The sequence below is a fragment of the Pseudomonas asiatica genome, assembly GCF_040214835.1.
Lineage (GTDB): Bacteria > Pseudomonadota > Gammaproteobacteria > Pseudomonadales > Pseudomonadaceae > Aquipseudomonas > Aquipseudomonas putida_Z.
The window spans coordinates 1,907,191-1,932,763 of record NZ_CP157874.1 but is presented as its reverse complement, the minus strand read 5'-3'; the positions used below and the strand labels follow the sequence as shown (position 1 = coordinate 1,932,763).

Here is a 25,573-nt window from a genome sequence, read left to right as displayed (position 1 = left end):
CGCAAATTGCTTGGGTGTTATATGGTCAAGCCTCACGGGCAATTAGTATTGGTTAGCTCAACGCCTCACAGCGCTTACACACCCAACCTATCAACGTCGTAGTCTTCGACGGCCCTTCAGGGGATTCAAGATCCCAGTGAGATCTCATCTTGAGGCAAGTTTCCCGCTTAGATGCTTTCAGCGGTTATCTCTTCCGAACATAGCTACCCGGCAATGCCACTGGCGTGACAACCGGAACACCAGAGGTTCGTCCACTCCGGTCCTCTCGTACTAGGAGCAGCCCCTCTCAAATCTCAAACGTCCACGGCAGATAGGGACCGAACTGTCTCACGACGTTCTAAACCCAGCTCGCGTACCACTTTAAATGGCGAACAGCCATACCCTTGGGACCGGCTTCAGCCCCAGGATGTGATGAGCCGACATCGAGGTGCCAAACACCGCCGTCGATATGAACTCTTGGGCGGTATCAGCCTGTTATCCCCGGAGTACCTTTTATCCGTTGAGCGATGGCCCTTCCATACAGAACCACCGGATCACTAAGACCTACTTTCGTACCTGCTCGACGTGTTTGTCTCGCAGTCAAGCGCGCTTTTGCCTTTATACTCTACGACCGATTTCCGACCGGTCTGAGCGCACCTTCGTACTCCTCCGTTACTCTTTGGGAGGAGACCGCCCCAGTCAAACTACCCACCATACACTGTCCTCGATCCGGATAACGGACCTGAGTTAGAACCTCAAAGTTGCCAGGGTGGTATTTCAAGGATGGCTCCATGAGAACTGGCGTCCCCACTTCAAAGCCTCCCACCTATCCTACACAAGCAAATTCAAAGTCCAGTGCAAAGCTATAGTAAAGGTTCACGGGGTCTTTCCGTCTAGCCGCGGATACACTGCATCTTCACAGCGATTTCAATTTCACTGAGTCTCGGGTGGAGACAGCGCCGCCATCGTTACGCCATTCGTGCAGGTCGGAACTTACCCGACAAGGAATTTCGCTACCTTAGGACCGTTATAGTTACGGCCGCCGTTTACCGGGGCTTCGATCAAGAGCTTCGCTTGCGCTAACCCCATCAATTAACCTTCCGGCACCGGGCAGGCGTCACACCCTATACGTCCACTTTCGTGTTTGCAGAGTGCTGTGTTTTTAATAAACAGTCGCAGCGGCCTGGTATCTTCGACCGGCATGAGCTTACGGAGCAAGTCCTTCACCCTCGCCGGCGCACCTTCTCCCGAAGTTACGGTGCCATTTTGCCTAGTTCCTTCACCCGAGTTCTCTCAAGCGCCTTGGTATTCTCTACCTAACCACCTGTGTCGGTTTGGGGTACGGTTCCCAGTTATCTGAAGCTTAGGAGCTTTTCTTGGAAGCATGGTATCAACCACTTCGTCGCCTAAAGGCAACTCGTCATCAGCTCTCGGCCTTGAAATCCCGGATTTGCCTAAGATTTCAGCCTACCACCTTAAACCTGGACAACCAACGCCAGGCTGGCCTAACCTTCTCCGTCCCTCCATCGCAATAACTGGAAGTACAGGAATATTAACCTGTTTTCCATCGACTACGCTTTTCAGCCTCGCCTTAGGGACCGACTAACCCTGCGTCGATTAACGTTGCGCAGGAAACCTTGGTCTTTCGGCGTGCGAGTTTTTCACTCGCATTGTCGTTACTCATGTCAGCATTCGCACTTCTGATACCTCCAGCAAGCTTCTCAACTCACCTTCACAGGCTTACAGAACGCTCCTCTACCGCGTCATCAAAGATGACACCCGTAGCTTCGGTGCATGGTTTGAGCCCCGTTACATCTTCCGCGCAGGCCGACTCGACTAGTGAGCTATTACGCTTTCTTTAAAGGGTGGCTGCTTCTAAGCCAACCTCCTAGCTGTCTAAGCCTTCCCACATCGTTTCCCACTTAACCATGACTTTGGGACCTTAGCTGACGGTCTGGGTTGTTTCCCTTTTCACGACGGACGTTAGCACCCGCCGTGTGTCTCCCATGCTCGGCACTTCCAGGTATTCGGAGTTTGCATCGGTTTGGTAAGTCGGGATGACCCCCTAGCCGAAACAGTGCTCTACCCCCTGGAGTGATACATGAGGCGCTACCTAAATAGCTTTCGAGGAGAACCAGCTATCTCCGAGCTTGATTAGCCTTTCACTCCGATCCACAGGTCATCCGCTAACTTTTCAACGGTAGTCGGTTCGGTCCTCCAGTCAGTGTTACCTAACCTTCAACCTGCCCATGGATAGATCGCCCGGTTTCGGGTCTATACCCAGCGACTAAACGCCCTATTAAGACTCGCTTTCGCTACGCCTCCCCTATTCGGTTAAGCTCGCCACTGAATATAAGTCGCTGACCCATTATACAAAAGGTACGCAGTCACCTAACAAAGTAGGCTCCCACTGCTTGTACGCATACGGTTTCAGGTTCTATTTCACTCCCCTCTCCGGGGTTCTTTTCGCCTTTCCCTCACGGTACTGGTTCACTATCGGTCAGTCAGTAGTATTTAGCCTTGGAGGATGGTCCCCCCATATTCAGACAAAGTTTCTCGTGCTCCGTCCTACTCGATTTCATTGACAAGAGATTTTCGTGTACGGGGCTATCACCCACTATGGCCGCACTTTCCAGAGCGCTCCACTAATCTCAAATCAACTTAAGGGCTGGTCCCCGTTCGCTCGCCACTACTAAGGGAATCTCGGTTGATTTCTTTTCCTCAGGGTACTTAGATGTTTCAGTTCCCCTGGTTCGCCTCTTGCACCTATGTATTCAGTACAAGATACTCAGCTTATGCTGAGTGGGTTCCCCCATTCAGAGATCTCTGGATCACAGTCTGTTTGCCGACTCCCCAAAGCTTATCGCAGGCTACCACGTCTTTCATCGCCTCTGACTGCCAAGGCATCCACCGTATGCGCTTCTTCACTTGACCATATAACCCCAAGCAATCTGGTTATACTGTGAAGACGACATTCGCCGAAAATTCGCATGTTGCTCTTTCGAGCAGAACTCACAAATTTTACCTTAGCCTGATCAACCAGCAGTGAAACTGGTCATCAGTCTATATCTATCACATATCCGAATTTTTAAAGAACGATCTGACAAAAGTCAGAAATCAACATTCGAACTGAATGTTCATTTCTAAGTTCTGACAAGTTACTGCGTACGGCAAAAGTGGTGGAGCCAAGCGGGATCGAACCGCTGACCTCCTGCGTGCAAGGCAGGCGCTCTCCCAGCTGAGCTATGGCCCCGTGTATTCTACGGCTGAACCATGTAATGGTAGGTCTGGGCAGATTTGAACTGCCGACCTCACCCTTATCAGGGGTGCGCTCTAACCAACTGAGCTACAGACCTATAACAGGGTCGCGTTACAGCATCGTCTTTTACAATGAATCAAGCAATTCGTGTGGGAGCTCATCAGCAGGCTGATGTCGTCGATTAAGGAGGTGATCCAGCCGCAGGTTCCCCTACGGCTACCTTGTTACGACTTCACCCCAGTCATGAATCACACCGTGGTAACCGTCCCCCCGAAGGTTAGACTAGCTACTTCTGGTGCAACCCACTCCCATGGTGTGACGGGCGGTGTGTACAAGGCCCGGGAACGTATTCACCGCGACATTCTGATTCGCGATTACTAGCGATTCCGACTTCACGCAGTCGAGTTGCAGACTGCGATCCGGACTACGATCGGTTTTGTGAGATTAGCTCCACCTCGCGGCTTGGCAACCCTCTGTACCGACCATTGTAGCACGTGTGTAGCCCAGGCCGTAAGGGCCATGATGACTTGACGTCATCCCCACCTTCCTCCGGTTTGTCACCGGCAGTCTCCTTAGAGTGCCCACCATGACGTGCTGGTAACTAAGGACAAGGGTTGCGCTCGTTACGGGACTTAACCCAACATCTCACGACACGAGCTGACGACAGCCATGCAGCACCTGTGTCAGAGTTCCCGAAGGCACCAATCCATCTCTGGAAAGTTCTCTGCATGTCAAGGCCTGGTAAGGTTCTTCGCGTTGCTTCGAATTAAACCACATGCTCCACCGCTTGTGCGGGCCCCCGTCAATTCATTTGAGTTTTAACCTTGCGGCCGTACTCCCCAGGCGGTCAACTTAATGCGTTAGCTGCGCCACTAAAATCTCAAGGATTCCAACGGCTAGTTGACATCGTTTACGGCGTGGACTACCAGGGTATCTAATCCTGTTTGCTCCCCACGCTTTCGCACCTCAGTGTCAGTATCAGTCCAGGTGGTCGCCTTCGCCACTGGTGTTCCTTCCTATATCTACGCATTTCACCGCTACACAGGAAATTCCACCACCCTCTACCGTACTCTAGCTCGCCAGTTTTGGATGCAGTTCCCAGGTTGAGCCCGGGGCTTTCACATCCAACTTAACGAACCACCTACGCGCGCTTTACGCCCAGTAATTCCGATTAACGCTTGCACCCTCTGTATTACCGCGGCTGCTGGCACAGAGTTAGCCGGTGCTTATTCTGTCGGTAACGTCAAAACAGCAAGGTATTAACTTACTGCCCTTCCTCCCAACTTAAAGTGCTTTACAATCCGAAGACCTTCTTCACACACGCGGCATGGCTGGATCAGGCTTTCGCCCATTGTCCAATATTCCCCACTGCTGCCTCCCGTAGGAGTCTGGACCGTGTCTCAGTTCCAGTGTGACTGATCATCCTCTCAGACCAGTTACGGATCGTCGCCTTGGTGAGCCATTACCCCACCAACTAGCTAATCCGACCTAGGCTCATCTGATAGCGCAAGGCCCGAAGGTCCCCTGCTTTCTCCCGTAGGACGTATGCGGTATTAGCGTTCCTTTCGAAACGTTGTCCCCCACTACCAGGCAGATTCCTAGGCATTACTCACCCGTCCGCCGCTGAATCAAGGAGCAAGCTCCCGTCATCCGCTCGACTTGCATGTGTTAGGCCTGCCGCCAGCGTTCAATCTGAGCCATGATCAAACTCTTCAGTTCAATACTGCTTGGGTTTTTAAGAAACCCTAAACTTGGCTCAGCAATCTCAAATGACTATGTGATTTCTCGCATGGCCACTTGTGATGCTGATAATCTTTGTGACTATCAGTCCGTACTCACAAGCACCCACACGAATTGCTTGATTCGATTTGTTAAAGAGCGTTTGGTTAAGAGCTTTTCGTCTCAACCGAGGCGCGCATTCTACGCTTTCCTCATTTGCTGTCAAGCGTTTATTTTGAAGTTTTTGCGAGAAACTCGTTTAGCTTCAAACACTTGACTCAACAGGGTGGCTGGCTTTGCTTCGCTACCGCGTTGGAGTGGTGCGCATTATAGGGCGGCGTTTCAGGAGGTCAATCTTTAATTTCAATAATTTAGGTTTTTTTGAAAAAGACCGCGTCAGGGCCACCAGGTGCTCGCCACAACACCTGCTGCGCCTGTGAGATCGAGCGCCGCGTGGGCGGCGCCCGATCTCACAGGGACCGAAAATACAACGCCGGGCACCTTGCCCCCACCCGCCGTAATTGCGCACTATATTGCTCACCCCCACCCCGCTCAAGGATCGCTGCACAGAAATGAACACCCAGCCCCGCAGCCTGGCCGCTACCCTCTTCCCGATCGGCCTGCTGCTCATCGCCATGGCATCGATACAGTCCGGTGCCTCCCTGGCCAAAAGCATGTTCCCCCTCATCGGCGCCCAAGGCACCACCACCCTGCGCCTGATCTTTGCCAGCATCATCATGCTACTGATCCTGCGCCCGTGGCGGGTGCGCATGACCCGCAACGCCCTGCGCAACGTCATCATCTACGGCATGGCGCTGGGCGGCATGAACTTCCTCTTCTATATGGCCCTGCAAACGGTACCGATCGGCATCGCCGTGGCACTGGAGTTCACCGGCCCGTTGGCCGTGGCGATCTTCTCCTCGCGCCGGCCGATCGACTTCCTGTGGATTGCGCTGGCCATCGTCGGTTTGCTGCTGTTGCTGCCTGCCGGCCATGGCGGGCAGGCCCTCGACCCGGTCGGCGCAGCCTATGCCCTGGGCGCGGGCGTGTGCTGGGCACTGTACATCCTGTTCGGGCAGCGGGCCGGGGCCGAGCATGGTATCCAGAGTGCCGCACTGGGCGTTGTGGTCGCCGCGCTGTTCGTTGCCCCCATCGGTATCGCCCACGCCGGCAGCGCATTGCTCACTCCCGCCGTGATCCCCATGGCCCTGGGCGTCGCGGTGCTGTCCACCGCCCTGCCCTACAGCCTGGAAATGGTTGCCCTCACGCGCATCCCGGCACGCACCTTCGGCACCCTCATGAGCATCGAACCAGCCTTCGGCGCACTGTCCGGCCTGCTGTTCCTGGGCGAGGTCCTGACGATTACCCAGTGGCTGGCCATCCTGGCGATCATTACCGCGTCGGTCGGCACCACCCTGTCCATGCGCAAGGAACCCAGCCCAGCCGTCGCGGCAGACTGATATGAGAAATATTTTCATTTGAGACAGGATTAATGATTGTAGCGACCCGTCTCGCTCATTAAGCTGTCACAGAATCATCATCTTTACGCTATCTACTGGACCGAACACGGACGCTGGGGAAATTTCAGGAAGAACCGAAGCGATAACGACAGGGCCTGGCAGCTGATCCGCCCTGCATTTAAGGACAGGAATGAAACGTATTTTGCTCATCCTGGCCATCTTGGCTATTGCTGGATGTGCCGCCACGGCCAAGACTGAGGTCAAAAGGGGCAAGAAGGGCCTGCATATCAATTGCTCCGGCCTGTCTTCCTCGTGGGACAACTGCTACAGCAAGGCCGCAAGCTCCTGCAGCACGCGCGGCTACCGGGTCATTGCACGCTCGGGCGATAGCGATGAAGAACCCGGTGACTACTTGTTCGGCATCAACCCGGCGGGTTACACCAGCCGCAGCATGATCGTCATCTGCAAGTAGAAAAAAGGGCAGCTCGCAAGCTGCCCTTTTCATTTGCCACCTTACAAGGGCGCGGTACGCGCCTCCAGCCAGGCCAGCGCGTCCCCCTTGAGCAACGGCGCCAGGCGCTCGCGTACCGTGGCGTGATAGCCGTTCAACCAGTCCAGCTCTTCCCTGGCCAGCAGTTCGGGCACCAGGCAGCGGGTATCGATCGGGCACAACGTCAGGGTCTCGAAGTTCAGGAAGTCGCCGAAGGCGCTCTTGCCGGCCTCGCGGTTGACCACCAGGTTCTCGATGCGCACACCCCACTGCCCTGGGCGGTACGTGCCCGGCTCGATCGAGCTGATCATGCCCACCTGCATCGCGGTCTGCGGCGTGGGCGCCGCCTGGTAGGCAATGACCTGCGGCCCCTCGTGCACATTCATGAAGTAACCCACCCCATGCCCGGTGCCGTGGCCGTAATCCACCTGGTCAGCCCAGATCGGTGCCCGGGCAATGGCATCGAGCAACGGCGACAGCACGCCTCGCGGGAAGGTGGCCCGCGACAGGGCGATCATGCCTTTGAGCACGCGCGTGCAATCCTGCTTCTGTGCAAGGCTCGGGTTGCCCACCGGCACCATGCGGGTGATGTCGGTGGTACCGCCAAGGTACTGCCCGCCCGAATCGATCAGCAGCAGACCATCGCCCTCGATGACCGCATGCGACTGCTCGGTGGCACGGTAATGCGGCATCGCGCCATTGCCATTGAAGGCGGCAATGGTCGAGAAGCTCAACGACACGAAGCCTGGGCGCCGGGCACGCGCGGCACTCAACTGCTCGTCGACCGTCAGTTCGGTAACCCGCTCCTGACCGAGGTTGGCCTCGAGCCAGGCGAAGAACTCGCACAAGGCCGCGCCGTCCTGCTCCATCACCTGGCGGATGTGCACCAGATCGTCATCACCTTTGCACGACTTGCTCAGGGTGCTGGGGTTGAGCCCCTCGACCAGTTCCACCCCGGCCGGCAGGTTATCCAGCAGGCCGCAGGTTACCCGGGCCGGGTCGACCAGCAATCGGCTGCCGGCCGGCATGGCGGCAAGGGCCTTGCCTGCTTCGGCGTAGTCGCGCGCCTCGATACCGTCGGCCGCCAGCACCTGGCGTAGATGTTCGTCGAGCTTGTCCTGGCCGACGAACAGGATGGCCTGCTGCTGGCTGATCAAGGCAAAGGCGACGAACACCGGGTTATAGGACACATCGCTACCGCGCAGGTTGAACAGCCAGGCAATGTCATCCAGGGTAGCGATGAAATGCCAGTCGGCCCCCTTGGCCTGCACGCTCTGGCGCAACTGCGCCAGCTTCTCCGCACGGCTTACCGTGGCGTGCGGTGGCAAATGCTGGTAGACCGGGTTGCCTGGCAGCGCCGGGCGCCCTTCCCATACCTGGCCCAGCAGGTCCTTGTCCGTCACCAGTCGCGCCCCGCGCGCCTTCAGCCGGTCGCCAAGCTGGCGCGCCGAAGCCAGGGCCATGACCGCACCGTCTACCGCCACGCTGCCATTGGTCTCGACGTGATCGCCCAGCCATTCCAGCGCACCAGGCTTGCCCGGCAACAGCTTCATCAGCTCGATGCCGCTGCCAGCCAGCTCGTGTTCCGCCTGTTCCCAGTAGCGGCTATCGACCCACAGCCCGGCAAAGTCAGCCGTGACCACCAGCGTGCCGACCGAGCCGTGGAAACCCGACAGCCACTGGCGCCCTTGCCAGTAACCGGGCAGGTACTCGGAAAGATGGGGGTCGGCCGAGGGTACCAGCAAGGCATCGATGCCCTCTGCGGCCATGGCCTGGCGAACCTGCGCCAGGCGCTGCGGCACGCTTTGCCCAAAGGTGGTCTGAACGTTCATGCGCTCTCCTGCGGCTACATCACGGTTTATCCAGTGCGCCGATAATGGAACAGCCGCCGAAGCCCTGCAATCGTGGCGACCGACACACGGCATGCATTGCCCGTCACGCCCTGCGCATACCAGACATTTCCTACAGACGGGCCAGGACCACCGATCAAGTTCCGCTGAACTTCCTCAGAGCACCGGCTTCACACTCAGTACATTCATTGCACACAGGCAAATGACCATGCCCAATGCCTGCGCCCCTAAAAACGGCGTGGTGCTGCTCGACACCCGCGCGCACACCCCCGACCACGAGCATGCCGTGCACCTGAAGCTTGCCGATGGCCTGGCCCGCCTGCTGGGCTGCCCACACGTGCAACCCAGCCAGCCACCAAGCGCCACCGATGGCTACTACTACCTGCCCACCGAAACCCTGGTCGATCCCAAGCGCCATGCCGCCCTGGGCATCTGCAGCGAGCAGGACCTGTTCGGTGGCCTGGTCGCACACCCCTACATGGCGACCAAGGCGATCTCCCACCCGTTGCCGGCCGGGGCCAGTTTCCCGCCGGGCTGGACCGATGCCTTCGCCCGCCAAGCCAGCGACGCCCTGCTGCGCGGCTATACCGTGTTCAGCAAGGCTGATGCGCGCACCGCCGCACAGCTGTTGTTGGCGGACGGCCCGTTGCGGATCAAGCCGGTACTGGCCTGCGCAGGCCGTGGGCAACAGGTCATCACCGCGGTGGATGAACTGGAACCGCTGCTGGCCGGCATGGATGACCAGGACCTTGCGCTGTGGGGGCTGGTGCTCGAGGAAGACCTGAGCGAAGTGCAAACCTTCAGCGTCGGCCAGGTACGTGTCGCCGGCCTGACCTGCAGCTATCACGGTACCCAGCAACTGACCCGCGACCACCAGGGCACGGAAGTGTATGGCGGCTCCGACCTGGTGGTGGTGCGCGGTGACTACCAGGCACTGCTGCAACTGCCGCTGGACGAGCCGCTGCGCCTGGCCATCAACCAGGCGATGGCCTACGAGCAGGCCGCCGAGCAGCACTTCCCCGGCTTCATCGCCTCACGGCGCAACTACGACATCGCCCGCGGCGTCAACCCCATGGGCCACCTGCGCAGCGGCGTACTCGAGCAATCCTGGCGCCTGGGCGGAGCCAGCAGTGCCGAGCTGCTGGCCTTGCAGGCGTTCGCCGATGACCCGGCATTGCAACGGGTGCGTGCCTCCACCCATGAAGTGTTCGGCACCCCCGAACTGCCCACTGACGCCACCCTCTTTTACCAAGGAAACGACAGTGAACTCGGACAACTCAGCAAATTCGCGCGGATTCGTGAACATGACCATTCAGAGTGAAACCGTTGAACTGCAGGTCGAGGATGACAGCATCGTCGGCACCCTGGTCAGCCCCGGCAGCAAGATGCCGGGCATTCTCTTCGTCCACGGCTGGGGTGGCAGCCAGCAACGCGACCTGGCCCGCGCCCGGCATATCACCGGACTGGGCTGCGTGTGCATGACCTTCGACCTGCGCGGCCACGAAAAAACCGAAAGCCAACGGCTGACGGTCACCCGCGAACAGAACCTGACCGACCTGCTGGTGGCCTACGACCGGCTGGTAAGCCACCCGGCCGTCGACACCAGTGCCATCGCCATCATCGGCAGCAGCTACGGCGGCTATCTGGCCACCCTGCTGACCCGCGAGCGGCCGGTCAAATGGCTGGCCCTGCGGGTGCCCGCCATGTACTGGGACGACGAATGGAACCTCCCCAAGCAAACCCTCGACCGGCAACGGTTGAACGCCTACCGCCAGCGCCCGCTCGGCCCGGCGGACAACCGCGCACTGGCAGCCTGTGCCGAGTTCGGTGGCGATGTACTGCTGGTGGAGTCCGAGCAGGACGACTATGTGCCGCACAGCACCTTGATGAGCTACCGCTCGGCATTCGTCAGCGCCCATTCGCTCACCCACCGCATCGTCGACGGCGCCGACCACGCGCTGTCCAGCGAAGAGAGCCAGAAAGCCTACAGTTCGATCCTGGCGGCATGGGTCAGTGAAATGGTCGTTGGCGCCCGCCTGGATCGCTACCCGCACTACGCGCCCTGGTATGCCTGAGGCTCGCCCACCTGGCAATGCAGGCCGCCATCGGCGCCGCGCACCAGGCTACGCAGGGTCTGGTAGGCAGCAAAGTTGACTCCACGCGCCTGATGCTGGCCAAGCAGTTCGAGGAAAGGCTCCCCGACGAAATATACGGCCGCCGCTGCCCACGCCTGGCGGGACTGCCATTGCAGGTACTGCAGCACCCGGCTGCCATCGTCGCTGGCCTGAATGCTGACACCCTGCAGCCCTTCGCAACGCGCGGCCAGCGCTTCGCTGCGCGCCACCAGCGCCTGGGCCAACGCCTGCTGGAACCTGCCGGGTACTTCGTATTCGATCATCTGGGTAAACCACAGGGCATGGGATGTTGCCGTCATGAACGGTCTCCTGGTGACGGACGCCTACAGCGCGATGCCGAGCAGGGTAAAACCTCAAGTTATGTCAAGGTCAAGCGGTTTTCCGCACCGGGAACGCCCCCGTGCCCTAACCCGATACCGCGAAGCGCCGCCGGTAATCACTCGGGGTCAGGCCGGTGATGCGCTGAAACACCTTGCGAAACGCACCCGGGTCCTGGTAACCGACGCCCCAGGCGATCTGCTCGACATTGCGCCGGGTGAACTCCAGCAAGCGGCACGCCCGCCCCACCCTCACCTGCTGGCAGTACTCGGTCGGCCGTAGCCCCGTGGCAGCACGAAAACGCCGCAGGAAGGTGCGTTCCTCCAGCCCCGCGCACGCAGCCATGCTGGCCAGGTCGGCATCCTGCCCACCGTTGCCCTGCAACCAGTGCTGCACTTTCAGCACCGCCTCATCGCCATGGTCCAGGCGTGGATTGAACACTGCACCAGGCAGCGGCGCCGCGACCGGATCGACCGCCAGGTAGCGGGCAGTTTCCCGAGCCACCGTTGCGCCCATGAAGCGCTCCAGCAAGCGCAAGCCCAGGTCGGTCCAGGCCATCAACCCGGCTGAGGTGACGATGTCGCCATCGTCCAGCAACGGTTGCTGGGCCTCGACCCGCACCTTGGGAAAACGCTGGGCAAGCGAATGCACGTAGTTCCAGTGGGTGCAGGCCGGGCGCCCGTCGAGCAGGCCACTGGCGGCGATGAAGAACACCCCGATGCACACCGACGCCAGCACCGTGCCGTGCCCGTGCAACTGGCATAACGACGCACGATGGCGCTCAAGCAGCTCACCCTGAGGTGCCGACTCCAGGCTCGGCGGAATGATCAGCACCCGCAGATCGGCCGCGGCGGCAGGTGGACTCTCAGGGGCAGGCTGCAACTGCCCCGCTTCGTCCGCCTGCCAGAAGCTGATACGCACCGATGGCAACTCGAGGGCACCCAGTTCGGCAACCACCCGGTTGGCCACCAGGAACAGGTCGGCCAGCCCATGCACGGCAGCACGTTGCGCACCGGGGTACAGCAGCAGGCCGATGTCCAGGCTGGCGGGGTTGTCAGTTTTTGCCTGCATAGTGTCGTTCGCGCCAATCCTCAGGTCAGTGCACACAGCCTATAACTAACGTCATCCAACGACTACTGCCACAGGAGGCAGCATGAGCAAGCAGGCGCTGATCATCATCGACATCCAGAACGACTACTTCCCGGGCGGCAAATGGACCCTCGATGGTGCCGACCAGGCGGCCGACAATGCTGCCCGCCTGTTGACGGCGGCGCGTCAACGGGGCGACCTGGTGGTGCATGTGCGGCATGAGTTCGACAGCGCCGATGCGCCGTTCTTCGCGCCAGGCTCGCAGGGTGCGGCGATCCATGCCAAGGTCGAGCCTCAGGCCGGTGAACCGGTGGTGCTCAAGCACAAGGTCAACGCCTTCCTCGGTACCGACCTTGAGCACATGCTGGACCGGCATGGCGTCGAGGCCCTGACCATCGTCGGCAGCATGAGCCACATGTGCGTCGACGCCGCCACCCGGGCCGCGGCCGACCTGGGTTACGACGTGACCGTGGCGCACGACGCCTGTGCCACGCTGCCACTGGAGTTCGATGGCAAGCAGGTGCCGGCGGCGCAGGTGCATGATTCGGTGATGGCGGCGTTGGCGTTTGCCTATGCCAAGGTGGTCAGGACCGATGAGTTGCTGAATAGCTGATCAGGCTTGCTCAGCACCTGTGGGAGCGGGCGTGCCCGCGAATCAGGCGACGCGGAGGATGGCACCGGCTCCGCCGGTGTTCGCGGGCATGCCCGCTCCCACAGGTGGTGCAGCCCTGCGCGCCCTTAGATCACCACATTACGCACAAACCGCACCGCCACCGCCCCATCGTTGCGATAGGCATACCGGCAATTGCTGGGAAACACATGGAACTGCCCGACCTGCAGGCGATGCTCGACCCCTTCGATAATCAGCGTCAGTTGCCCTTGCGCCACATAGATCTGCTCGCTCCAGCCCTCGGCATCAGCCTCGCTGGAATAGCACTCGCCTGGTGCCAGGGTCCATTCCCACAGCTCCACCTCGCGCCGCGCCACACTGCTGCCCAGCAGCACCGCCCGGCTCTGCGGGTGCTCCCCGGCCCAGGCCAACTCTTCGATGCGCCCGGGGTCACGCTGGTCAGGTGCCTGGATCAGGGTACTGAAAGCCACGCCCAAGGCTTCGGCAATCAGGTCGAGAGTAGTCAGGCTGACATTCTTTTCGCCCGCCTCGATCGCCACCAGCATGCGCCGGCTGACACCGGAGCGCTCCGCCAGCGCCGTCTGGCTCATGCCCGCGGCATTGCGCAGGCTGCGTACATTGAGGCTGACATGCTGCAGCACCGATGCCCGGTGCGAGGAATCTTTGTGCACTATATTGCTCACTGGTCGGTATTGCGCAGTATACTGCCCACTTTGCGGCGATTGTGCGCCGCCCCCTCCGAGTGCGCAAGACCATGAGCCAGCCCAGCAGCAAACCGACCCCTGACATTGCCTTTCGCCTGAGCAAGGCCGAACTGGTGCTGGTGTTCATCACCATGCTGTGGGGCGGCACCTTCCTGCTGGTGCACAACGTGATGACCGTCAGCGGCCCGATGTTCTTCGTCGGCCTGCGCTTCGCTGCAGCCGCGCTGTTCGTCGGGGTGGTCTCGGCGCGGGCGCTGCCGGGGCTGACCTTCACCGAACTGAAGGCCGGCATCTTGATCGGGGTGTCGATCATGCTCGGCTACGGCCTGCAGACTATGGGCCTGCAAACCATCAGCAGCAGCCAGTCGGCGTTCATCACCGCGCTGTACGTGCCGTTCGTGCCGCTGCTGCAATGGCTGGTGCTGGGCCGGCGCCCCGGCCTGATGCCCAGCATCGGTATCGGCCTGGCGTTCATCGGCCTGATGCTGCTGGCCGGCCCGGAGGGTGGCAGCCTGCACTTCAGCGAAGGCGAGCTGGTAACCCTGGTCAGCGCCGTGGCCATTGCTGGCGAAATCATCCTGATCAGCCGCTACGCCGGCCAGGTCGATGTGCGCCGGGTCACCGTGGTGCAGCTGGCGACCGCCTCGCTGCTGGCGTTCCTGATGATCGTGCCGACCCAGGAGCGCATACCCGACTTCTCCTGGCTGCTGTTGGCCAGTGCCGTGGGCCTGGGCGCCATGAGCGCGGTGATCCAGGTGGCCATGAACTGGGCGCAGAAGTCGGTCTCGCCCACCCGCGCCACCCTCATCTATGCCGGCGAACCGGTATGGGCCGGGATCGTCGGGCGCATCGCCGGTGAGCGCCTGCCGGGCGTGGCACTGCTCGGCGGCCTGCTGATCGTGATCGCGGTGGTGGTCAGCGAACTCAAGGTGCGCCGCCCGCGCGAGGTGGCCGAAGCACGGGACGTGCAGGATGGAGGCGAACGCCAGGCTGGCCTGTAAAGCCGCCAACTGCGGCTATGCTTTGTAAGAATCTGTTATAAAAAAACAGCTTGTCACAGCCTGTTTGTAGGATTCTGCGACAGCTTGCGTGTTGGTGATCAACCCCTCGGCACGTATGATTCTTTGCAAACTTCTCCAGAATAGAACGCTATGTCATTGATAGTGCTATTGCTTCTGCCGTTCGTGGGCAGTTGCCTGGCAGCCGTGCTGCCGCACAACGCACGTAACGCGGAGTCCATTCTCGCCGGGCTCGTGGCCCTGGTCGGCACTGTCCAGGTAGCACTGCTGTACCCTCAGGTTGCCCACGGTGGCGTGATTCGCGAAGAATTCCTCTGGCTGCCCAGCCTGGGGTTGAACCTGGTGCTGCGCATGGACGGCTTCGCCTGGCTGTTCTCGCTGCTGGTGCTGGGCATCGGTACGCTGGTGTCGCTGTATGCCCGCTACTACATGTCGCCACAGGACCCGGTGCCGCGCTTCTTCGCCTTCTTCCTCGCCTTCATGGGCGCCATGCTCGGCCTGGTGATCTCCGGCAACCTGATCCAGCTGGTGTTCTTCTGGGAACTCACCAGCCTGTTCTCGTTCCTGCTGATCGGTTACTGGCACCACCGTGCCGACGCCCGCCGCGGCGCCTACATGGCGCTGATGGTCACGGGCGCGGGCGGCTTGTGCCTGCTGGTGGGTGCCCTGCTGCTCGGCCATGTGGTCGGCAGCTACGACCTGGACAAGGTCCTGGCTGCCGGCAACACCATCCGCCAGCATGCGCTGTACCCGGTGCTGCTGCCACTGATCCTCATCGGCGCCCTGAGCAAGAGCGCACAATTCCCCTTCCAGTTCTGGCTGCCCCATGCCATGGCAGCGCCCACCCCGGTATCGGCTTACCTGCACTCGGCGACCATGGTCAAGGCCGGGGTGTTCCTGCTGGCGCGCCTGTGGCCGGTGCTGTCGGGCAGCGAGGAGTGGTTCTGGATCGTCGGCGGTGCCGGCGCCCTCACCCTGCTGCTCGGCGCCTTCGCCGCCATGTTCCAGAACGACCTCAAGGGCCTGCTGGCGTACTCGACCATCAGCCACCTGGGCCTGATTACCCTGCTGCTGGGCCTGAACAGCCCGCTGGCCGCCGTCGCGGCGGTGTTCCACATTCTCAACCACGCCACCTTCAAGGCCTCGTTGTTCATGGCCGCTGGCATCATCGACCACGAAAGCGGTACCCGTGACATCCGCCGCCTCAGCGGGCTGATACGCCTGGTGCCATACACCGCCACCCTGGCCATGGTGGCCAGCGCCTCGATGGCCGGCGTGCCGTTGATGAACGGCTTCCTGTCCAAGGAAATGTTCTTCGCCGAAACGGTGTTCATCAGCTCCACTGCCTGGGTGGAGGCCACGCTGCCGGTGATCGCCACCCTGGCCGGCACCTTCAGCGTGGCCTATGCCCTGCGTTTCACCGTCGATGTGTTCTTCGGCCCCACGGCGCAGGACCTCCCGCACACCCCGCACGAACCGCCACGCTGGATGCGTGCGCCGGTCGAACTGCTGGTGCTTACCTGCCTGGTGGTGGGCATTTTCCCTGCCCAGTCGGTCGGCCCGCTGCTGGCAGCCGCCGCCCTGCCGGTGGTGGGCGGCACCCTGCCGGAATACAGCCTGGCCATCTGGCATGGCTGGAACGCGCCGCTGATCATGAGCCTGGTGGCCATGAGCGGCGGTATCGTGCTGTACCTGCTGCTGCGCAAGCAGCTGCGCCTGGGCCGCTTCCCCTACCCGCCGGTGATCGAGCGTTTCAACGGCAAGCGCCTGTTCGAACACGGCCAGGTGCAACTGATGCTGCTGGCGCGGCGCATCGAGCGCCTGCTCACCAGCCGCCGCCTGCAGTCGCAGCTGTTCATGCTGGTGCTCGCCGCCTTCCTCGCCGGCCTCACCCCCATGCTCTACAGCGGCCTGAGCTGGGGCGACCGGCCGAAGATTCCAGGCTCGGGCGTGTTCGTCGCGCTGTGGCTGATCGCCATTGCCTGCGCCATCGGCGCCGCCTACCAGGCCAAGTATCACCGTTTGGCGGCGTTGATCATGGTCAGCGTCTGCGGCCTGATGACCTGCATCACCTTCGTCTGGTTCTCCGCGCCCGACCTGGCCCTGACCCAGCTGGTGGTGGAAGTGGTCACCACCGTACTGATCCTGCTCGGCCTGCGCTGGCTGCCGCGGCGGATCGAAGGCGTATCGCCGCTGCCGGGCAGCCTGGAGCGTGCGCGCATGCGTCGCCTGCGCGACCTGCTGCTGGCGGTGCTGGTAGGTGGCGGCATGGCCGTGCTGTCCTACGCCATGCTCACCCGGCCGACGCCGAACGACATTTCCTCGTTCTACCTGAGCCGGGCCCTGCCCCAGGGCGGTGGCACCAACGTGGTCAATGTCATGCTGGTCGATTTCCGTGGTTTCGATACCCTCGGTGAAATCACCGTGCTGGTGGCCGTGGCGCTGACCGTGTTCGCCCTGCTGCGGCGCTTCCGCCCGCCGAAGGAAAGCATGCAACTGCCGGCGCAGCAGCGTCAGCTGGCACCCGACGTGGTCACCGACCTGATCAACCCACGGCATGCCACCGACACCGCCCTGGGCTTCATGATGGTGCCTGCGGTGCTGGTGCGCCTGCTGCTGCCGATCGCCCTGCTGGTGTCGATGTACCTGTTCATGCGTGGCCACAACCAGCCCGGTGGCGGCTTTGTCGCCGGCCTGGTGATGTCGGTGGCGTTCATCCTGCAGTACATGGTGGCCGGCACCCAGTGGGTCGAGGCGCAGATGAGCCTGCGCCCGCTGCGCTGGATGGGCACCGGGCTGCTGTGCGCAACCCTGACCGGCGCGGGCGCCATGCTGCTGGGCTACCCGTTCCTCACCACCCATACCGCCCACCTGCACCTGCCGTTGCTCGGCGATGTGCACGTGGCCAGCGCGCTGTTCTTCGATGTCGGCGTGTTCACCGTGGTGGTCGGCTCGACCCTGCTGATCCTCACTGCCCTGGCGCACCAGTCGGTGCGCGCCTACCGCCCGGGCAACCCGGCGAAAACCAGCCAAGCAGGAGCCGCCTGATGGAAGAAGTGATTGCAGTAGCCATCGGCGTTCTGGCCGCCTCGGGGGTGTGGCTGATCCTGCGCCCGCGAACCTACCAGGTGATCATGGGCCTGTGCCTGCTGTCGTACGGGGTCAACCTGTTCATCTTCAGCATGGGCAGCCTGTTCATCGGCAAGGAACCGATCATCAAGGACGGCGTGCCCCAGGACCTGCTCCACTACACCGACCCGCTGCCGCAGGCCCTGGTGCTCACCGCCATCGTCATCAGCTTCGCCATGACCGCGCTGTTCCTGGTGGTGTTGCTGGCCTCGCGCGGCCTGACCGGTACCGACCACGTGGATGGCCGGGAGCGTGACGAATGAGTGGCATGAGCCAATTGATCATCGCGCCCATCCTGCTGCCCCTGGTGACCGCGGCAGTGATGTTGCTGCTGGGCGAGAAACACCGGCAGATAAAAGCCCGGCTGAACCTGCTGTCGACCTTCGCCGGCCTGGCCATCGCGGTCAGCCTGCTACTGTGGGTGCGCACCCAGGGCCAGGCGGAATCGATCGGTGTCTACCTGCCGGGTAACTGGCCGGCGCCGTTCGGCATCGTGCTGGTGGTCGACCACCTGTCGGCCCTGCTGCTGACCCTCACCGGCATCATCGGCTTCAGTGCCCTGCTGTTTGCCCGCGCCCGCTGGGACGGTGCCGGGGCCAGCTTCCACGCACTGTTCCAGATCCAGCTGATGGGCCTGTACGGCGCCTTCCTCACCGCCGACCTGTTCAACCTGTTCGTGTTCTTCGAGGTGCTGCTGGCCGCTTCCTATGGCCTGCTGCTGCATGGCTCGGGCCGCGCCCGGGTGCGTGCCGGCCTGCACTACATTGCCATCAACCTGTTCGCCTCGTCGCTGTTCCTGATCGGCGCGGCGATGCTATATGGCGTGACCGGCACCCTGAACATGGCCGACCTGGCCCTGAAGATACCACTGGTGCCGGAGGCCGACCGTGGCCTGCTGCACGCCGGCGCGGCGATCCTGGCCATGGCCTTCCTGGTCAAGGCCGGCATCTGGCCGCTGAACTTCTGGCTGGTGCCGGCCTATGCCTCCGCCAGCGCGCCGGTGGCTGCGCTGTTCGCCATCATGACCAAGGTCGGCCTGTATGCCGTGCTGCGCCTGTGGACACTGCTGTTCTCCGGGCAGGCCGGGGCCTCGGCGCACTTTGGTGGTGAATGGCTGGTGTACGGTGGCCTGGTCACCCTGGCGGTGGCGGCGGTGTCGATCCTGGCCGCGCAGCGCCTGGAGCGCATGGCCGCCCTCAGCATCCTGGTTTCGGCCGGCACCCTGCTCGGCGCCGTCGGTTTTGCGCAATCGGCGCTGACCGGCGCGGCATTGTTCTACCTGGTCAACTCGACCCTGGCACTGTGCGCACTGTTCCTGCTCGCCGAACTGGTCGAGCGTTCGCGCTCGGCCAACGAAGCACCGCTGGACGACGAAGAAGACGCCATGCCGCCACCGCTGGAATCACTGCACCCGCCCAAAGGCATTAACCTCGACGATGAACAGAAGGTGGTGATCGGCCAGATCATCCCGTGGACCATGGCCTTCCTCGGCCTCAGCTTCATCGCCTGCGCCCTGCTGATCATCGGCATGCCGCCGCTGTCGGGCTTTGTCGGCAAGCTCAACCTGATCAGCGCGCTGTTCAACCCGCAGGGGCTGGGCGTACCTGCCGAGCAGCCGCTAGGCACGGCGGGCTGGGGCCTGGTGGCGTTGCTGATCCTGTCTGGCATGGCCTCGCTGATCGCCTTCGGCCGCGTCGGCATCCAGCGTTTCTGGAAGCCTGAGGAACGCCCGTCGCCGGTGCTGCGCCGCTATGAATGCCTGCCCATCGTCATCCTGCTCGGCCTGTGCATCATCCTCAGCTTCAAGGCCGAACCGCTGCTGCGCTACACCCAGGACACCGCCGCCAGCCTGCAGGCCCCCGACGCCTATATCGAAGCCGTGATGGCCGCCCGGCCGATTCCTGGTCCCACCTCGCTCGACGTACAGGTGCAGCCATGAATCGACTGTTCCCCGCACCGCTGTTATCGGTTTCGCTGTTCGGCCTGTGGCTGTTGCTGAACCTGTCGGTCAGCCCCGGCAACCTGCTGCTGGCTGCCGCGCTCGGCGTGCTGGCGCCGCTGCTGATGGCACCGCTGCGCCCGCAGCATGCCCATGTGCGACGGCCGCTGGCCATCGCCCGGCTGATTGGCCGGGTCGGCATCGATGTGATCATGTCCAACCTGCTGGTTGCCCGTGGCGTGCTGCGCGCTGGCAAGCAGCCGCCACGCTCGGCGTTCGTGCACATCCCGCTGGCCCTGCGCGACCCGCATGGCCTGGCGGCGTTGTCGATGATTACCACGGTAGTGCCCGGCACGGTCTGGTCCGAGCTGGCGCTGGACCGCAGCGTGTTGCTGCTGCATGTGTTCGACCTGGACGATGAGGCGGCCTTCATCCAGCACTTCAAGGACACCTACGAACGCCCGCTGATGGAGATTTTCCAATGACAGGCCTGCTCGCCAATGCTGTCCTCGCCAGCCTGTTCATCTTCGCCCTGGCCATGGCCCTGGCGCTTGTCCGGCTGTTCCGCGGCCCGTCCGCCCAGGACCGGGTGCTGGCGCTGGACTACCTGTACATCCTGGCCATGCTGACCATGCTGGTACTGGGAATCCGTTATGCCAGTGACACCTACTTCGAAGGTGCCCTGCTGATTGCGCTGTTCGGTTTCGTTGGCTCGTTTGCCCTGGCCAAGTTCCTGCTGCGCGGTGAGGTGATCGAATGACTGAAACCCTGCAACTCCCGTTCTGGCTGGAGCTGGTCACTGCCGCGCTGCTGCTGACCGGCAGCCTGTTCGCCCTGATCGGTGCCGTGGGCCTGTTGCGGCTGAAGGACTACTTCCAGCGCATGCACCCGCCGGCACTGGCCTCGACCATTGGTGCCTGGTGCGTGGCACTGGCCTCGATCGTCTACTTTTCCTGGCTCAAGGACGCCCCGGTGCTGCACGCCTGGCTGATTCCGATCCTGCTGTCGATCACCGTACCGGTGACCACACTGTTGCTGGCCCGGGCAGCGCTGTTCCGCAAGCGCATGGCGAAAGAGCCGGTACCTGAAGAAGTGAGCAGCGGCCGCGATCGCGGTAACTGAAAGGTTGCCGCCTCACCCTTGGGCCAGGCGCTGCAACTCGCGCCGGACCATGGCCGCATAAGGCGGCGGGCCGAGGCGATACAATTCCCCTGCCACCCAGTTCAACCAGGCGCCCTGCAACTCTCCGCGCCTGGCCAGCAAACGCTCGGCCTCGGCCACGGCATCCGCCTGGTGCTGGCGATGGAACTCGGCACGCGTGGCGGGCGCGTCGTCACTGTGGGTCATTCACTGGCCTTGAAGGTGGTCAGCTCACCTTTGCGCCATTTGGCAACCTTGCCGGTCACCGCCTTGAGCAACTTGCCCAGGCCTTCCTGCACTTGTTGCTGAGCGGCGAACACCAGCATCACACCGTGGCCTTCACGGAACACGATGCCCTCGCCTTCGGGCACCGAGACGAAGGCATAGTCGCCCACGCCATATACGTTCAGCTTGATTTCGCGAAAGCGCATTTCCAGTTTGCCGCCTTCGCGACTGGGCAGTACGGCGGCGCGAAAGTGGTCGCCGACCTTCAGTTCCAACCGCTGCTTGTCATCGACGACCAATGCGCTTTCGGTGTCGATTTCGGCCATGTACAGGCCTTCGGGACTCTGTTCGGTGACATAGACAAAGCGGCCCTGAAACAGCTGGGCCAATTTACCGCGCAAGTCGCCCAGGGCGAACAACGCATGGGTATCAAGAGTGCTGACTGCCAATGAAGTAATCCTCAACCGGTTACAACCCGCCCTCACCCAAGCTCGGTGAGGCACGGCCATTTCTTATCGATAGGCGAAAAGAGTAATGAAGCGATATGCGAAATGTCTGTGCACGCTGGCGATGCAGCGTGCAGGAATCTTTACTCTGGCTTGCCAGATATGGCCTCAAATACAGGCTTTCGGCATATTCCCATTCGGGAAGCGTAATGTCTGACAGCAAAACCGCCAGAAAAGATGCGGCAGGCAATGCCAGAGCGCACGTGAGAACGGGCCCTGCAATCCATCAACGCATTACTGGGGGAAGAATATGCACGAAAACACCGAAATTCGTCGAGAGGCAAAGTACATTTCTTACAGGGGAACGCCCTGAACAACACCCGTTCGCTCGTCGGCAGTACTCACTACACTCAGGCCGCCAGGCCCTTCTTCAACTGCTGCTGCCAGGCCGCCTGGCACTCCAGCGCTTCTTCTCGCGTGGCGAATGCGGTACCACGGCGTTCGCCATTGACCAGTACCACCCAGCAGATGCGTTTACCCAGCGCACGCAGTGTGGCGGGCACCCCCGAACCAATCATCACGGCTACATCGACCCGGCTATTCATCATTCCCTCCGGAATTTAATTAGCACCCTAACGATAAAGCCATGATACGCCTGCGTAAGGCGCGAAAACAGCGCATCCCGGTACAGCAGTGTTACGTACGGGGCAACAAAACCGCTGCCGGAAAGAAACGCAAAAAGCCCCAGGGATCGCTCCGTGGGGCTTGGCACACCGCGCGGGGTTACACCTGGCGCTGATGGCGGTCGAGCTGCTCGTGGCGCTCCTGGGCTTCGATGCAGTACTTGGTGGTCGGGCTGATCAGCAGACGCTTCAGGCCGATTGGTTCACCGCTGTCATCGCACCAGCCGAAGCTTTCGTCGGCAATACGGTCCAGGGCCATTTCCAGCTGCGGCAGCAGGCGCTGGTCGCGGTCGATGGCGTTCACCAGCCAGCTACGCTCTTCTTCGACCGAAGCCACGTCGGCAGGATCCGACGGGGTGTCCAGGCCTTCGATGGTGGCACGGCTCAGCTCGATGCGTTCATGGGTTTCGACTTTCATCGCCTGCAGCAGGCCAGCGAAGAAAGCCAGCTGGTCAGCGTTCATGTAGTCATCGGCCGACATGGCCAGCAACTGTTCCTTGGTCATCGATTTCTCTATGAAAAAATGTGCATTTGGGCGATTCGGGTGCCGCCGACGCCTTGGCATCGGCAGCGGAATTCTTCAAGCGCCAACCGGCACTCTTTTACAGGGGGCGGCAGTCTAAGGCGCCGCGTCGCGTGGAGCAACTGCAATTGGGTGCGAATTTGCTTCCGTTGCCCACATTCCGCCAGTCGGCGCCCTCTGCTCTGGCTCTGGCTCTGGCTCTGGCTCTTGATCTTGATCTTGATCTTGATCTTCGCGACTTCAGGAGGCCGAGCAGAGGTCTTGCGGAGGGAGGTGACGGGCATGGATGCCCGTCAAGCGCTGAGGCCCCATGGATGGGGCCTGCAGCGCGTCCTCCCGGGAGCAAGACCGGCGCGAGGGAACCCCGTAGCGTAGCGGAGGGGCCGGATGATGGGAGCGCAGCGTTTTTTGGTTACTTTTTGTCGCGTTTGACAAAAAGTGACTCGCCGTAAGGGCGAAAAGGTGAGTAAGCGTCGCCATCGTAAATGGACTATGCGCGAGATCAAGACCAGTACTTTTCCGCTCTTCGCTCTTCGCTCTTCGCTTTCAAGCGTGGGCATCAACAACAAGGTCAACATTCATTCTCGAAGGTGGCGCTTATTCACCTTTCCGCCCTTACGGCGGGTCACTTTTTGTCAAACGCGACAAAAAGTAACCAAAAAACGCTGGCTCCTATCATCCGGCCCCTACGCTGCGCTCCGGGGTCCCCTCGCTACGGGCCTGCTCCCGGGAGTACGCGCTGCAGGCCCCATCCATGGGGCCTCAGCGCTTGACGGGCATCCATGCCCGTCACCTCCCTCCGCAGTCCCTTCGCTCGGCCTCCTGAAGTCGCAATCGGCGGCGCCTGAGCTACCGTGCGCTTAGAAGCAAAAACAAAAGCAAAAGCAAAAGCAACGGCAACGCCGATTCCAATCAGCGGTCCTTGAACTGCGCCTCGCGCTTGGCAATGAACGCAGCCATCCCCTCTTTCTGGTCTTCGGTAGCAAACGCCGCATGGAACACCCGCCGCTCGAAGCGCACACCCTCGCTTAGGGTGACTTCGAACGCACGGTTGACGCTCTCCTTGACCATCATGCTCACCGGAATCGACTTGCTTGCAATGGTCGCGGCCACCTTCAGCGCCTCTTCCACCAGCTCCGCCTGCGGCACGATACGCGCCACCAGGCCAGCACGCTCAGCTTCCTCAGCCCCCATCAGGCGGCCGGTCAGGCACAGTTCCATGGCCTTGGCCTTGCCCACCGCACGGGTCAGGCGCTGGGTGCCGCCCATGCCCGGCAGCACGCCAAGGTTGATTTCCGGCTGGCCGAACCTGGCATTGTCCGCCGCCAGGATGAAGTCACACATCATCGCCAGCTCGCAGCCGCCGCCCAGGGCAAAACCGGACACCGCGGCAATGATCGGCTTGCGCCGGTTGGCAATGCGGTCGGAATCGCTGAACAGGTCGTCAACGTAGATTTGCGGGTATTGCAGCTCGGCCATTTCCTTGATGTCGGCGCCAGCGGCAAAGGCCTTGGCGGAACCGGTCAGCACCACGCAGCCGATGTTCGGATCGCGCTCGAGCTGGTCCAGGGCCTGGTTGATCTCGCCGACGATCTGCGCGTTCAGCGCGTTCAGCGCCTGCGGGCGGTTGAGGGTGATCAGGCCGACCTTGCCGTGGATGTCCAACAGGATGGTTTCGAATGCCATGCAGTCTGCTCCTTCAAAGATTGCGCGCAATGACCATGCGCTGAATGTCGCTGGTGCCTTCGTAGATCTGGCAAACCCGAACGTCGCGGTAGATCCGCTCCAGCGGGAAGTCACTCAGATAGCCATAACCGCCCAGGGTCTGCAAGGCATCCGAACAGACCTTTTCGGCCATTTCCGAGGCAAACAGCTTGGCCATCGACGCCTCCACCAGCGCCGGGCGCCCGGCATCGCGCAGCGCAGCGGCGTGCAGCACCATCTGCCGGGCCACGGCAATCTTGGTCGCCATGTCGGCCAGGCGGAAGGCCACCGCCTGGTGCTCGATCAGCGCCTTGCCAAAGCTCTGCCGCTCGTTGGCGTAGTCGCGCGCCACTTCGAACGCCGCGCGGGCCATGCCCACCGCCTGCGAGGCGATGCCGATGCGGCCGCCTTCGAGGTTGGCCAGGGCGATCTTGTAGCCCTCGCCTTCGACGCCCAGGCGGTTGGCTACCGGCACACGCACATTATCGAAAACGATCTGGCAGGTATCGGAGGCGTGCTGGCCGAGCTTGTCCTCGACCCGCGCCACCTGGTAGCCCGGCGAATCGGTGGGCACGATGAAGGCACTGATGCCGCGCTTGCCGGCGTCCGGGTCGGTCACGGCGAACACGATCACCACCCCGGCGTTCTGCCCGGAGGTGATGAACTGCTTGCTGCCATTGAGCACGTAGTGGTCGCCGTCCAGACGTGCACGGGCCTTCAGGCTGCTGGCGTCGGAGCCGGCCTGCGGTTCGGTCAGGGCGAAGGCGCCGAGCATCGCACCGCTGGCCAACGGGGTGAGGAACTGCTCCTTCTGCTGCTCGCTGCCAAAACGCAGGATCGGCACACAGCCCACCGAGTTGTGCACGCTCATGATGGTCGAACAGGCGCCGTCACCGGCGGCGATTTCCTCCAGTGCCATGGCATAGGCCACGTAGCCGGTGTCGCTGCCGCCCCACTGCTCCGGCACCAGCATGCCGAACAGGCCCAGCTCGGCCATCTCCTCGATGGCCTCCTTGGGGAAGCGGTGTTCCTTGTCCCATTGCTCGGCAAACGGCTTCAGGCGCTCCTGGGCAAAGGCGCGTACCGCATCGGCGATCTGTTGTTGCTCGTCAGTTACCAGCATGGTTCACC

Annotated in this window: 22 protein-coding genes, 2 tRNA genes and 2 rRNA genes; 12 read left to right on the top strand and 14 right to left on the bottom strand. The window is 61.7% G+C overall.

The window, feature by feature from the left end; translation table 11 throughout:
- Window positions 1-21 precede the first annotated feature (21 nt).
- The 4 genes from ABNP31_RS08730 to ABNP31_RS08715 form a co-directional block, all read right to left on the bottom strand.
- Window positions 22-2,913: ribosomal RNA gene (locus ABNP31_RS08730) — 23S ribosomal RNA — on the bottom strand.
- A 243-nt stretch (window positions 2,914-3,156) separates the two neighbouring features.
- Window positions 3,157-3,232: transfer RNA gene (locus tag ABNP31_RS08725), tRNA-Ala, on the bottom strand.
- 26 nt (window positions 3,233-3,258) lie between these two features.
- Window positions 3,259-3,335: transfer RNA gene (locus tag ABNP31_RS08720), tRNA-Ile, on the bottom strand.
- An 85-nt stretch (window positions 3,336-3,420) separates the two neighbouring features.
- Window positions 3,421-4,957, bottom strand: a 16S ribosomal RNA gene (locus ABNP31_RS08715).
- The 16S and 23S rRNA genes sit together here with 2 tRNA genes alongside, the layout of an rRNA operon.
- A gap of 572 nt (window positions 4,958-5,529) precedes the next feature.
- On the opposite strand from ABNP31_RS08715, the gene rhtA reads away from it, so the two are divergent.
- A complete protein-coding gene (gene rhtA / locus ABNP31_RS08710) occupies window positions 5,530-6,417 on the top strand; it encodes a threonine/homoserine exporter RhtA (protein ID WP_025338391.1) in 888 nt (295 codons plus the stop codon).
- A 190-nt stretch (window positions 6,418-6,607) separates the two neighbouring features.
- The gene (locus tag ABNP31_RS08705) at window positions 6,608-6,889 is read left to right on the top strand and encodes a hypothetical protein (RefSeq protein WP_025338390.1); all 282 of its coding nucleotides are present in this window, start codon (window positions 6,608-6,610) and stop codon (window positions 6,887-6,889) included.
- A gap of 41 nt (window positions 6,890-6,930) precedes the next feature.
- Here ABNP31_RS08705 and ABNP31_RS08700 read toward each other — a convergent pair whose 3' ends face one another.
- Window positions 6,931-8,739 (bottom strand): aminopeptidase P family protein, encoded by a 1,809-nt coding sequence (locus tag ABNP31_RS08700; protein WP_085665526.1) that lies wholly within the window; start codon window positions 8,737-8,739, stop codon window positions 6,931-6,933.
- A gap of 220 nt (window positions 8,740-8,959) precedes the next feature.
- Here ABNP31_RS08700 and ABNP31_RS08695 point away from each other — a divergent pair, with 220 nt between their 5' ends.
- The gene (locus ABNP31_RS08695) at window positions 8,960-10,078 is read left to right on the top strand and encodes a DUF3182 family protein (RefSeq protein WP_085665525.1); all 1,119 of its coding nucleotides are present in this window, start codon (window positions 8,960-8,962) and stop codon (window positions 10,076-10,078) included.
- Window positions 10,062-10,832, top strand: a complete 771-nt coding sequence (locus tag ABNP31_RS08690; RefSeq protein ID WP_075044261.1) for an alpha/beta hydrolase family protein — start codon at window positions 10,062-10,064, stop codon at window positions 10,830-10,832. Before ABNP31_RS08695 ends, ABNP31_RS08690 begins: the two co-directional genes overlap by 17 nt.
- On the opposite strand, the gene ABNP31_RS08685 is transcribed toward ABNP31_RS08690, so the two are convergent.
- Window positions 10,811-11,191, bottom strand: coding sequence for an antibiotic biosynthesis monooxygenase (locus ABNP31_RS08685; protein WP_025338386.1), 381 nt, complete (start codon window positions 11,189-11,191; stop codon window positions 10,811-10,813). The genes ABNP31_RS08690 and ABNP31_RS08685 overlap by 22 nt on opposite strands.
- A gap of 106 nt (window positions 11,192-11,297) precedes the next feature.
- Window positions 11,298-12,281, bottom strand: a complete 984-nt coding sequence (locus ABNP31_RS08680) for a GlxA family transcriptional regulator (RefSeq protein ID WP_075044260.1) — start codon at window positions 12,279-12,281, stop codon at window positions 11,298-11,300.
- 82 nt (window positions 12,282-12,363) lie between these two features.
- Here ABNP31_RS08680 and ABNP31_RS08675 point away from each other — a divergent pair, with 82 nt between their 5' ends.
- Entirely contained in the window at window positions 12,364-12,912 is a 549-nt protein-coding gene (locus tag ABNP31_RS08675) for a cysteine hydrolase family protein (RefSeq protein WP_238067504.1), read from the top strand.
- 125 nt (window positions 12,913-13,037) lie between these two features.
- Here ABNP31_RS08675 and ABNP31_RS08670 read toward each other — a convergent pair whose 3' ends face one another.
- Window positions 13,038-13,601 (bottom strand): helix-turn-helix domain-containing protein, encoded by a 564-nt coding sequence (locus ABNP31_RS08670; protein WP_015269662.1) that lies wholly within the window; start codon window positions 13,599-13,601, stop codon window positions 13,038-13,040.
- Between the two features lie 83 nt (window positions 13,602-13,684).
- On the opposite strand from ABNP31_RS08670, the gene ABNP31_RS08665 reads away from it, so the two are divergent.
- From ABNP31_RS08665 to ABNP31_RS08635, 7 genes are all read left to right on the top strand, one after another.
- Complete coding sequence (locus ABNP31_RS08665; protein ID WP_350013205.1) at window positions 13,685-14,635, top strand: DMT family transporter; 951 nt, start codon at window positions 13,685-13,687, stop codon at window positions 14,633-14,635.
- Window positions 14,636-14,785: 150 nt separating this feature from the next.
- Complete coding sequence (locus ABNP31_RS08660; RefSeq protein ID WP_085593376.1) at window positions 14,786-17,701, top strand: monovalent cation/H+ antiporter subunit A; 2,916 nt, start codon at window positions 14,786-14,788, stop codon at window positions 17,699-17,701.
- Complete coding sequence (locus ABNP31_RS08655) at window positions 17,701-18,045, top strand: Na+/H+ antiporter subunit C (RefSeq protein ID WP_013971840.1); 345 nt, start codon at window positions 17,701-17,703, stop codon at window positions 18,043-18,045. The genes ABNP31_RS08660 and ABNP31_RS08655 overlap by 1 nt, the downstream gene beginning before the upstream one ends.
- The gene (locus ABNP31_RS08650) at window positions 18,042-19,721 is read left to right on the top strand and encodes a monovalent cation/H+ antiporter subunit D (RefSeq protein WP_238067503.1); all 1,680 of its coding nucleotides are present in this window, start codon (window positions 18,042-18,044) and stop codon (window positions 19,719-19,721) included. Before ABNP31_RS08655 ends, ABNP31_RS08650 begins: the two co-directional genes overlap by 4 nt.
- Entirely contained in the window at window positions 19,718-20,206 is a 489-nt protein-coding gene (locus tag ABNP31_RS08645) for a Na+/H+ antiporter subunit E (protein WP_025338379.1), read from the top strand. The genes ABNP31_RS08650 and ABNP31_RS08645 overlap by 4 nt, the downstream gene beginning before the upstream one ends.
- Complete coding sequence (locus ABNP31_RS08640; RefSeq protein ID WP_075044256.1) at window positions 20,203-20,481, top strand: K+/H+ antiporter subunit F; 279 nt, start codon at window positions 20,203-20,205, stop codon at window positions 20,479-20,481. Before ABNP31_RS08645 ends, ABNP31_RS08640 begins: the two co-directional genes overlap by 4 nt.
- Entirely contained in the window at window positions 20,478-20,843 is a 366-nt protein-coding gene (locus ABNP31_RS08635; RefSeq protein WP_238067502.1) for a Na+/H+ antiporter subunit G, read from the top strand. The genes ABNP31_RS08640 and ABNP31_RS08635 overlap by 4 nt, the downstream gene beginning before the upstream one ends.
- Window positions 20,844-20,855: 12 nt before the next feature.
- Here ABNP31_RS08635 and ABNP31_RS08630 read toward each other — a convergent pair whose 3' ends face one another.
- The 6 genes from ABNP31_RS08630 to ABNP31_RS08605 form a co-directional block, all read right to left on the bottom strand.
- On the bottom strand, window positions 20,856-21,068 hold the full coding sequence (locus tag ABNP31_RS08630; protein ID WP_238067501.1) for a hypothetical protein: 213 nt from the start codon (window positions 21,066-21,068) through the stop codon (window positions 20,856-20,858).
- Entirely contained in the window at window positions 21,065-21,535 is a 471-nt protein-coding gene (locus ABNP31_RS08625; protein ID WP_003259020.1) for a hypothetical protein, read from the bottom strand. The genes ABNP31_RS08630 and ABNP31_RS08625 overlap by 4 nt, the downstream gene beginning before the upstream one ends.
- A gap of 407 nt (window positions 21,536-21,942) precedes the next feature.
- Window positions 21,943-22,137, bottom strand: coding sequence for a hypothetical protein (locus ABNP31_RS08620; RefSeq protein WP_025338376.1), 195 nt, complete (start codon window positions 22,135-22,137; stop codon window positions 21,943-21,945).
- Window positions 22,138-22,315: 178 nt separating this feature from the next.
- Window positions 22,316-22,720, bottom strand: coding sequence for a TraR/DksA family transcriptional regulator (locus ABNP31_RS08615; RefSeq protein WP_003259022.1), 405 nt, complete (start codon window positions 22,718-22,720; stop codon window positions 22,316-22,318).
- Window positions 22,721-23,650: 930 nt separating this feature from the next.
- Window positions 23,651-24,424, bottom strand: coding sequence for an enoyl-CoA hydratase (locus ABNP31_RS08610; protein WP_013971834.1), 774 nt, complete (start codon window positions 24,422-24,424; stop codon window positions 23,651-23,653).
- A 13-nt stretch (window positions 24,425-24,437) separates the two neighbouring features.
- Window positions 24,438-25,565 (bottom strand): acyl-CoA dehydrogenase, encoded by a 1,128-nt coding sequence (locus ABNP31_RS08605; protein ID WP_085665518.1) that lies wholly within the window; start codon window positions 25,563-25,565, stop codon window positions 24,438-24,440.
- Between the last annotated feature and the right edge of the window lie 8 nt (window positions 25,566-25,573).

Excerpts from the sequence above, each read along its gene's own strand:
- rhtA (WP_025338391.1), top strand. The coding sequence starts at position 5,530 with ATGAACACCCAGCCCCGCAGCCTGGCCGCTACCCTCTTCCCGATCGGC.
- ABNP31_RS08705 (WP_025338390.1), top strand. The coding sequence starts at position 6,608 with ATGAAACGTATTTTGCTCATCCTGGCCATCTTGGCTATTGCTGGATGT.
- ABNP31_RS08700 (WP_085665526.1), bottom strand. The coding sequence starts at position 8,739 with ATGAACGTTCAGACCACCTTTGGGCAAAGCGTGCCGCAGCGCCTGGCG.
- ABNP31_RS08695 (WP_085665525.1), top strand. The coding sequence starts at position 8,960 with ATGACCATGCCCAATGCCTGCGCCCCTAAAAACGGCGTGGTGCTGCTC.
- ABNP31_RS08690 (WP_075044261.1), top strand. The coding sequence starts at position 10,062 with ATGACCATTCAGAGTGAAACCGTTGAACTGCAGGTCGAGGATGACAGC.
- ABNP31_RS08685 (WP_025338386.1), bottom strand. The coding sequence starts at position 11,191 with ATGACGGCAACATCCCATGCCCTGTGGTTTACCCAGATGATCGAATAC.
- ABNP31_RS08680 (WP_075044260.1), bottom strand. The coding sequence starts at position 12,281 with ATGCAGGCAAAAACTGACAACCCCGCCAGCCTGGACATCGGCCTGCTG.
- ABNP31_RS08675 (WP_238067504.1), top strand. The coding sequence starts at position 12,364 with ATGAGCAAGCAGGCGCTGATCATCATCGACATCCAGAACGACTACTTC.
- ABNP31_RS08665 (WP_350013205.1), top strand. The coding sequence starts at position 13,685 with ATGAGCCAGCCCAGCAGCAAACCGACCCCTGACATTGCCTTTCGCCTG.
- ABNP31_RS08660 (WP_085593376.1), top strand. The coding sequence starts at position 14,786 with ATGTCATTGATAGTGCTATTGCTTCTGCCGTTCGTGGGCAGTTGCCTG.
- ABNP31_RS08655 (WP_013971840.1), top strand. The coding sequence starts at position 17,701 with ATGGAAGAAGTGATTGCAGTAGCCATCGGCGTTCTGGCCGCCTCGGGG.
- ABNP31_RS08650 (WP_238067503.1), top strand. The coding sequence starts at position 18,042 with ATGAGTGGCATGAGCCAATTGATCATCGCGCCCATCCTGCTGCCCCTG.
- ABNP31_RS08645 (WP_025338379.1), top strand. The coding sequence starts at position 19,718 with ATGAATCGACTGTTCCCCGCACCGCTGTTATCGGTTTCGCTGTTCGGC.
- ABNP31_RS08640 (WP_075044256.1), top strand. The coding sequence starts at position 20,203 with ATGACAGGCCTGCTCGCCAATGCTGTCCTCGCCAGCCTGTTCATCTTC.
- ABNP31_RS08635 (WP_238067502.1), top strand. The coding sequence starts at position 20,478 with ATGACTGAAACCCTGCAACTCCCGTTCTGGCTGGAGCTGGTCACTGCC.
- ABNP31_RS08630 (WP_238067501.1), bottom strand. The coding sequence starts at position 21,068 with ATGACCCACAGTGACGACGCGCCCGCCACGCGTGCCGAGTTCCATCGC.
- ABNP31_RS08620 (WP_025338376.1), bottom strand. The coding sequence starts at position 22,137 with ATGAATAGCCGGGTCGATGTAGCCGTGATGATTGGTTCGGGGGTGCCC.
- ABNP31_RS08615 (WP_003259022.1), bottom strand. The coding sequence starts at position 22,720 with ATGACCAAGGAACAGTTGCTGGCCATGTCGGCCGATGACTACATGAAC.
- ABNP31_RS08610 (WP_013971834.1), bottom strand. The coding sequence starts at position 24,424 with ATGGCATTCGAAACCATCCTGTTGGACATCCACGGCAAGGTCGGCCTG.
- ABNP31_RS08605 (WP_085665518.1), bottom strand. The coding sequence starts at position 25,565 with ATGCTGGTAACTGACGAGCAACAACAGATCGCCGATGCGGTACGCGCC.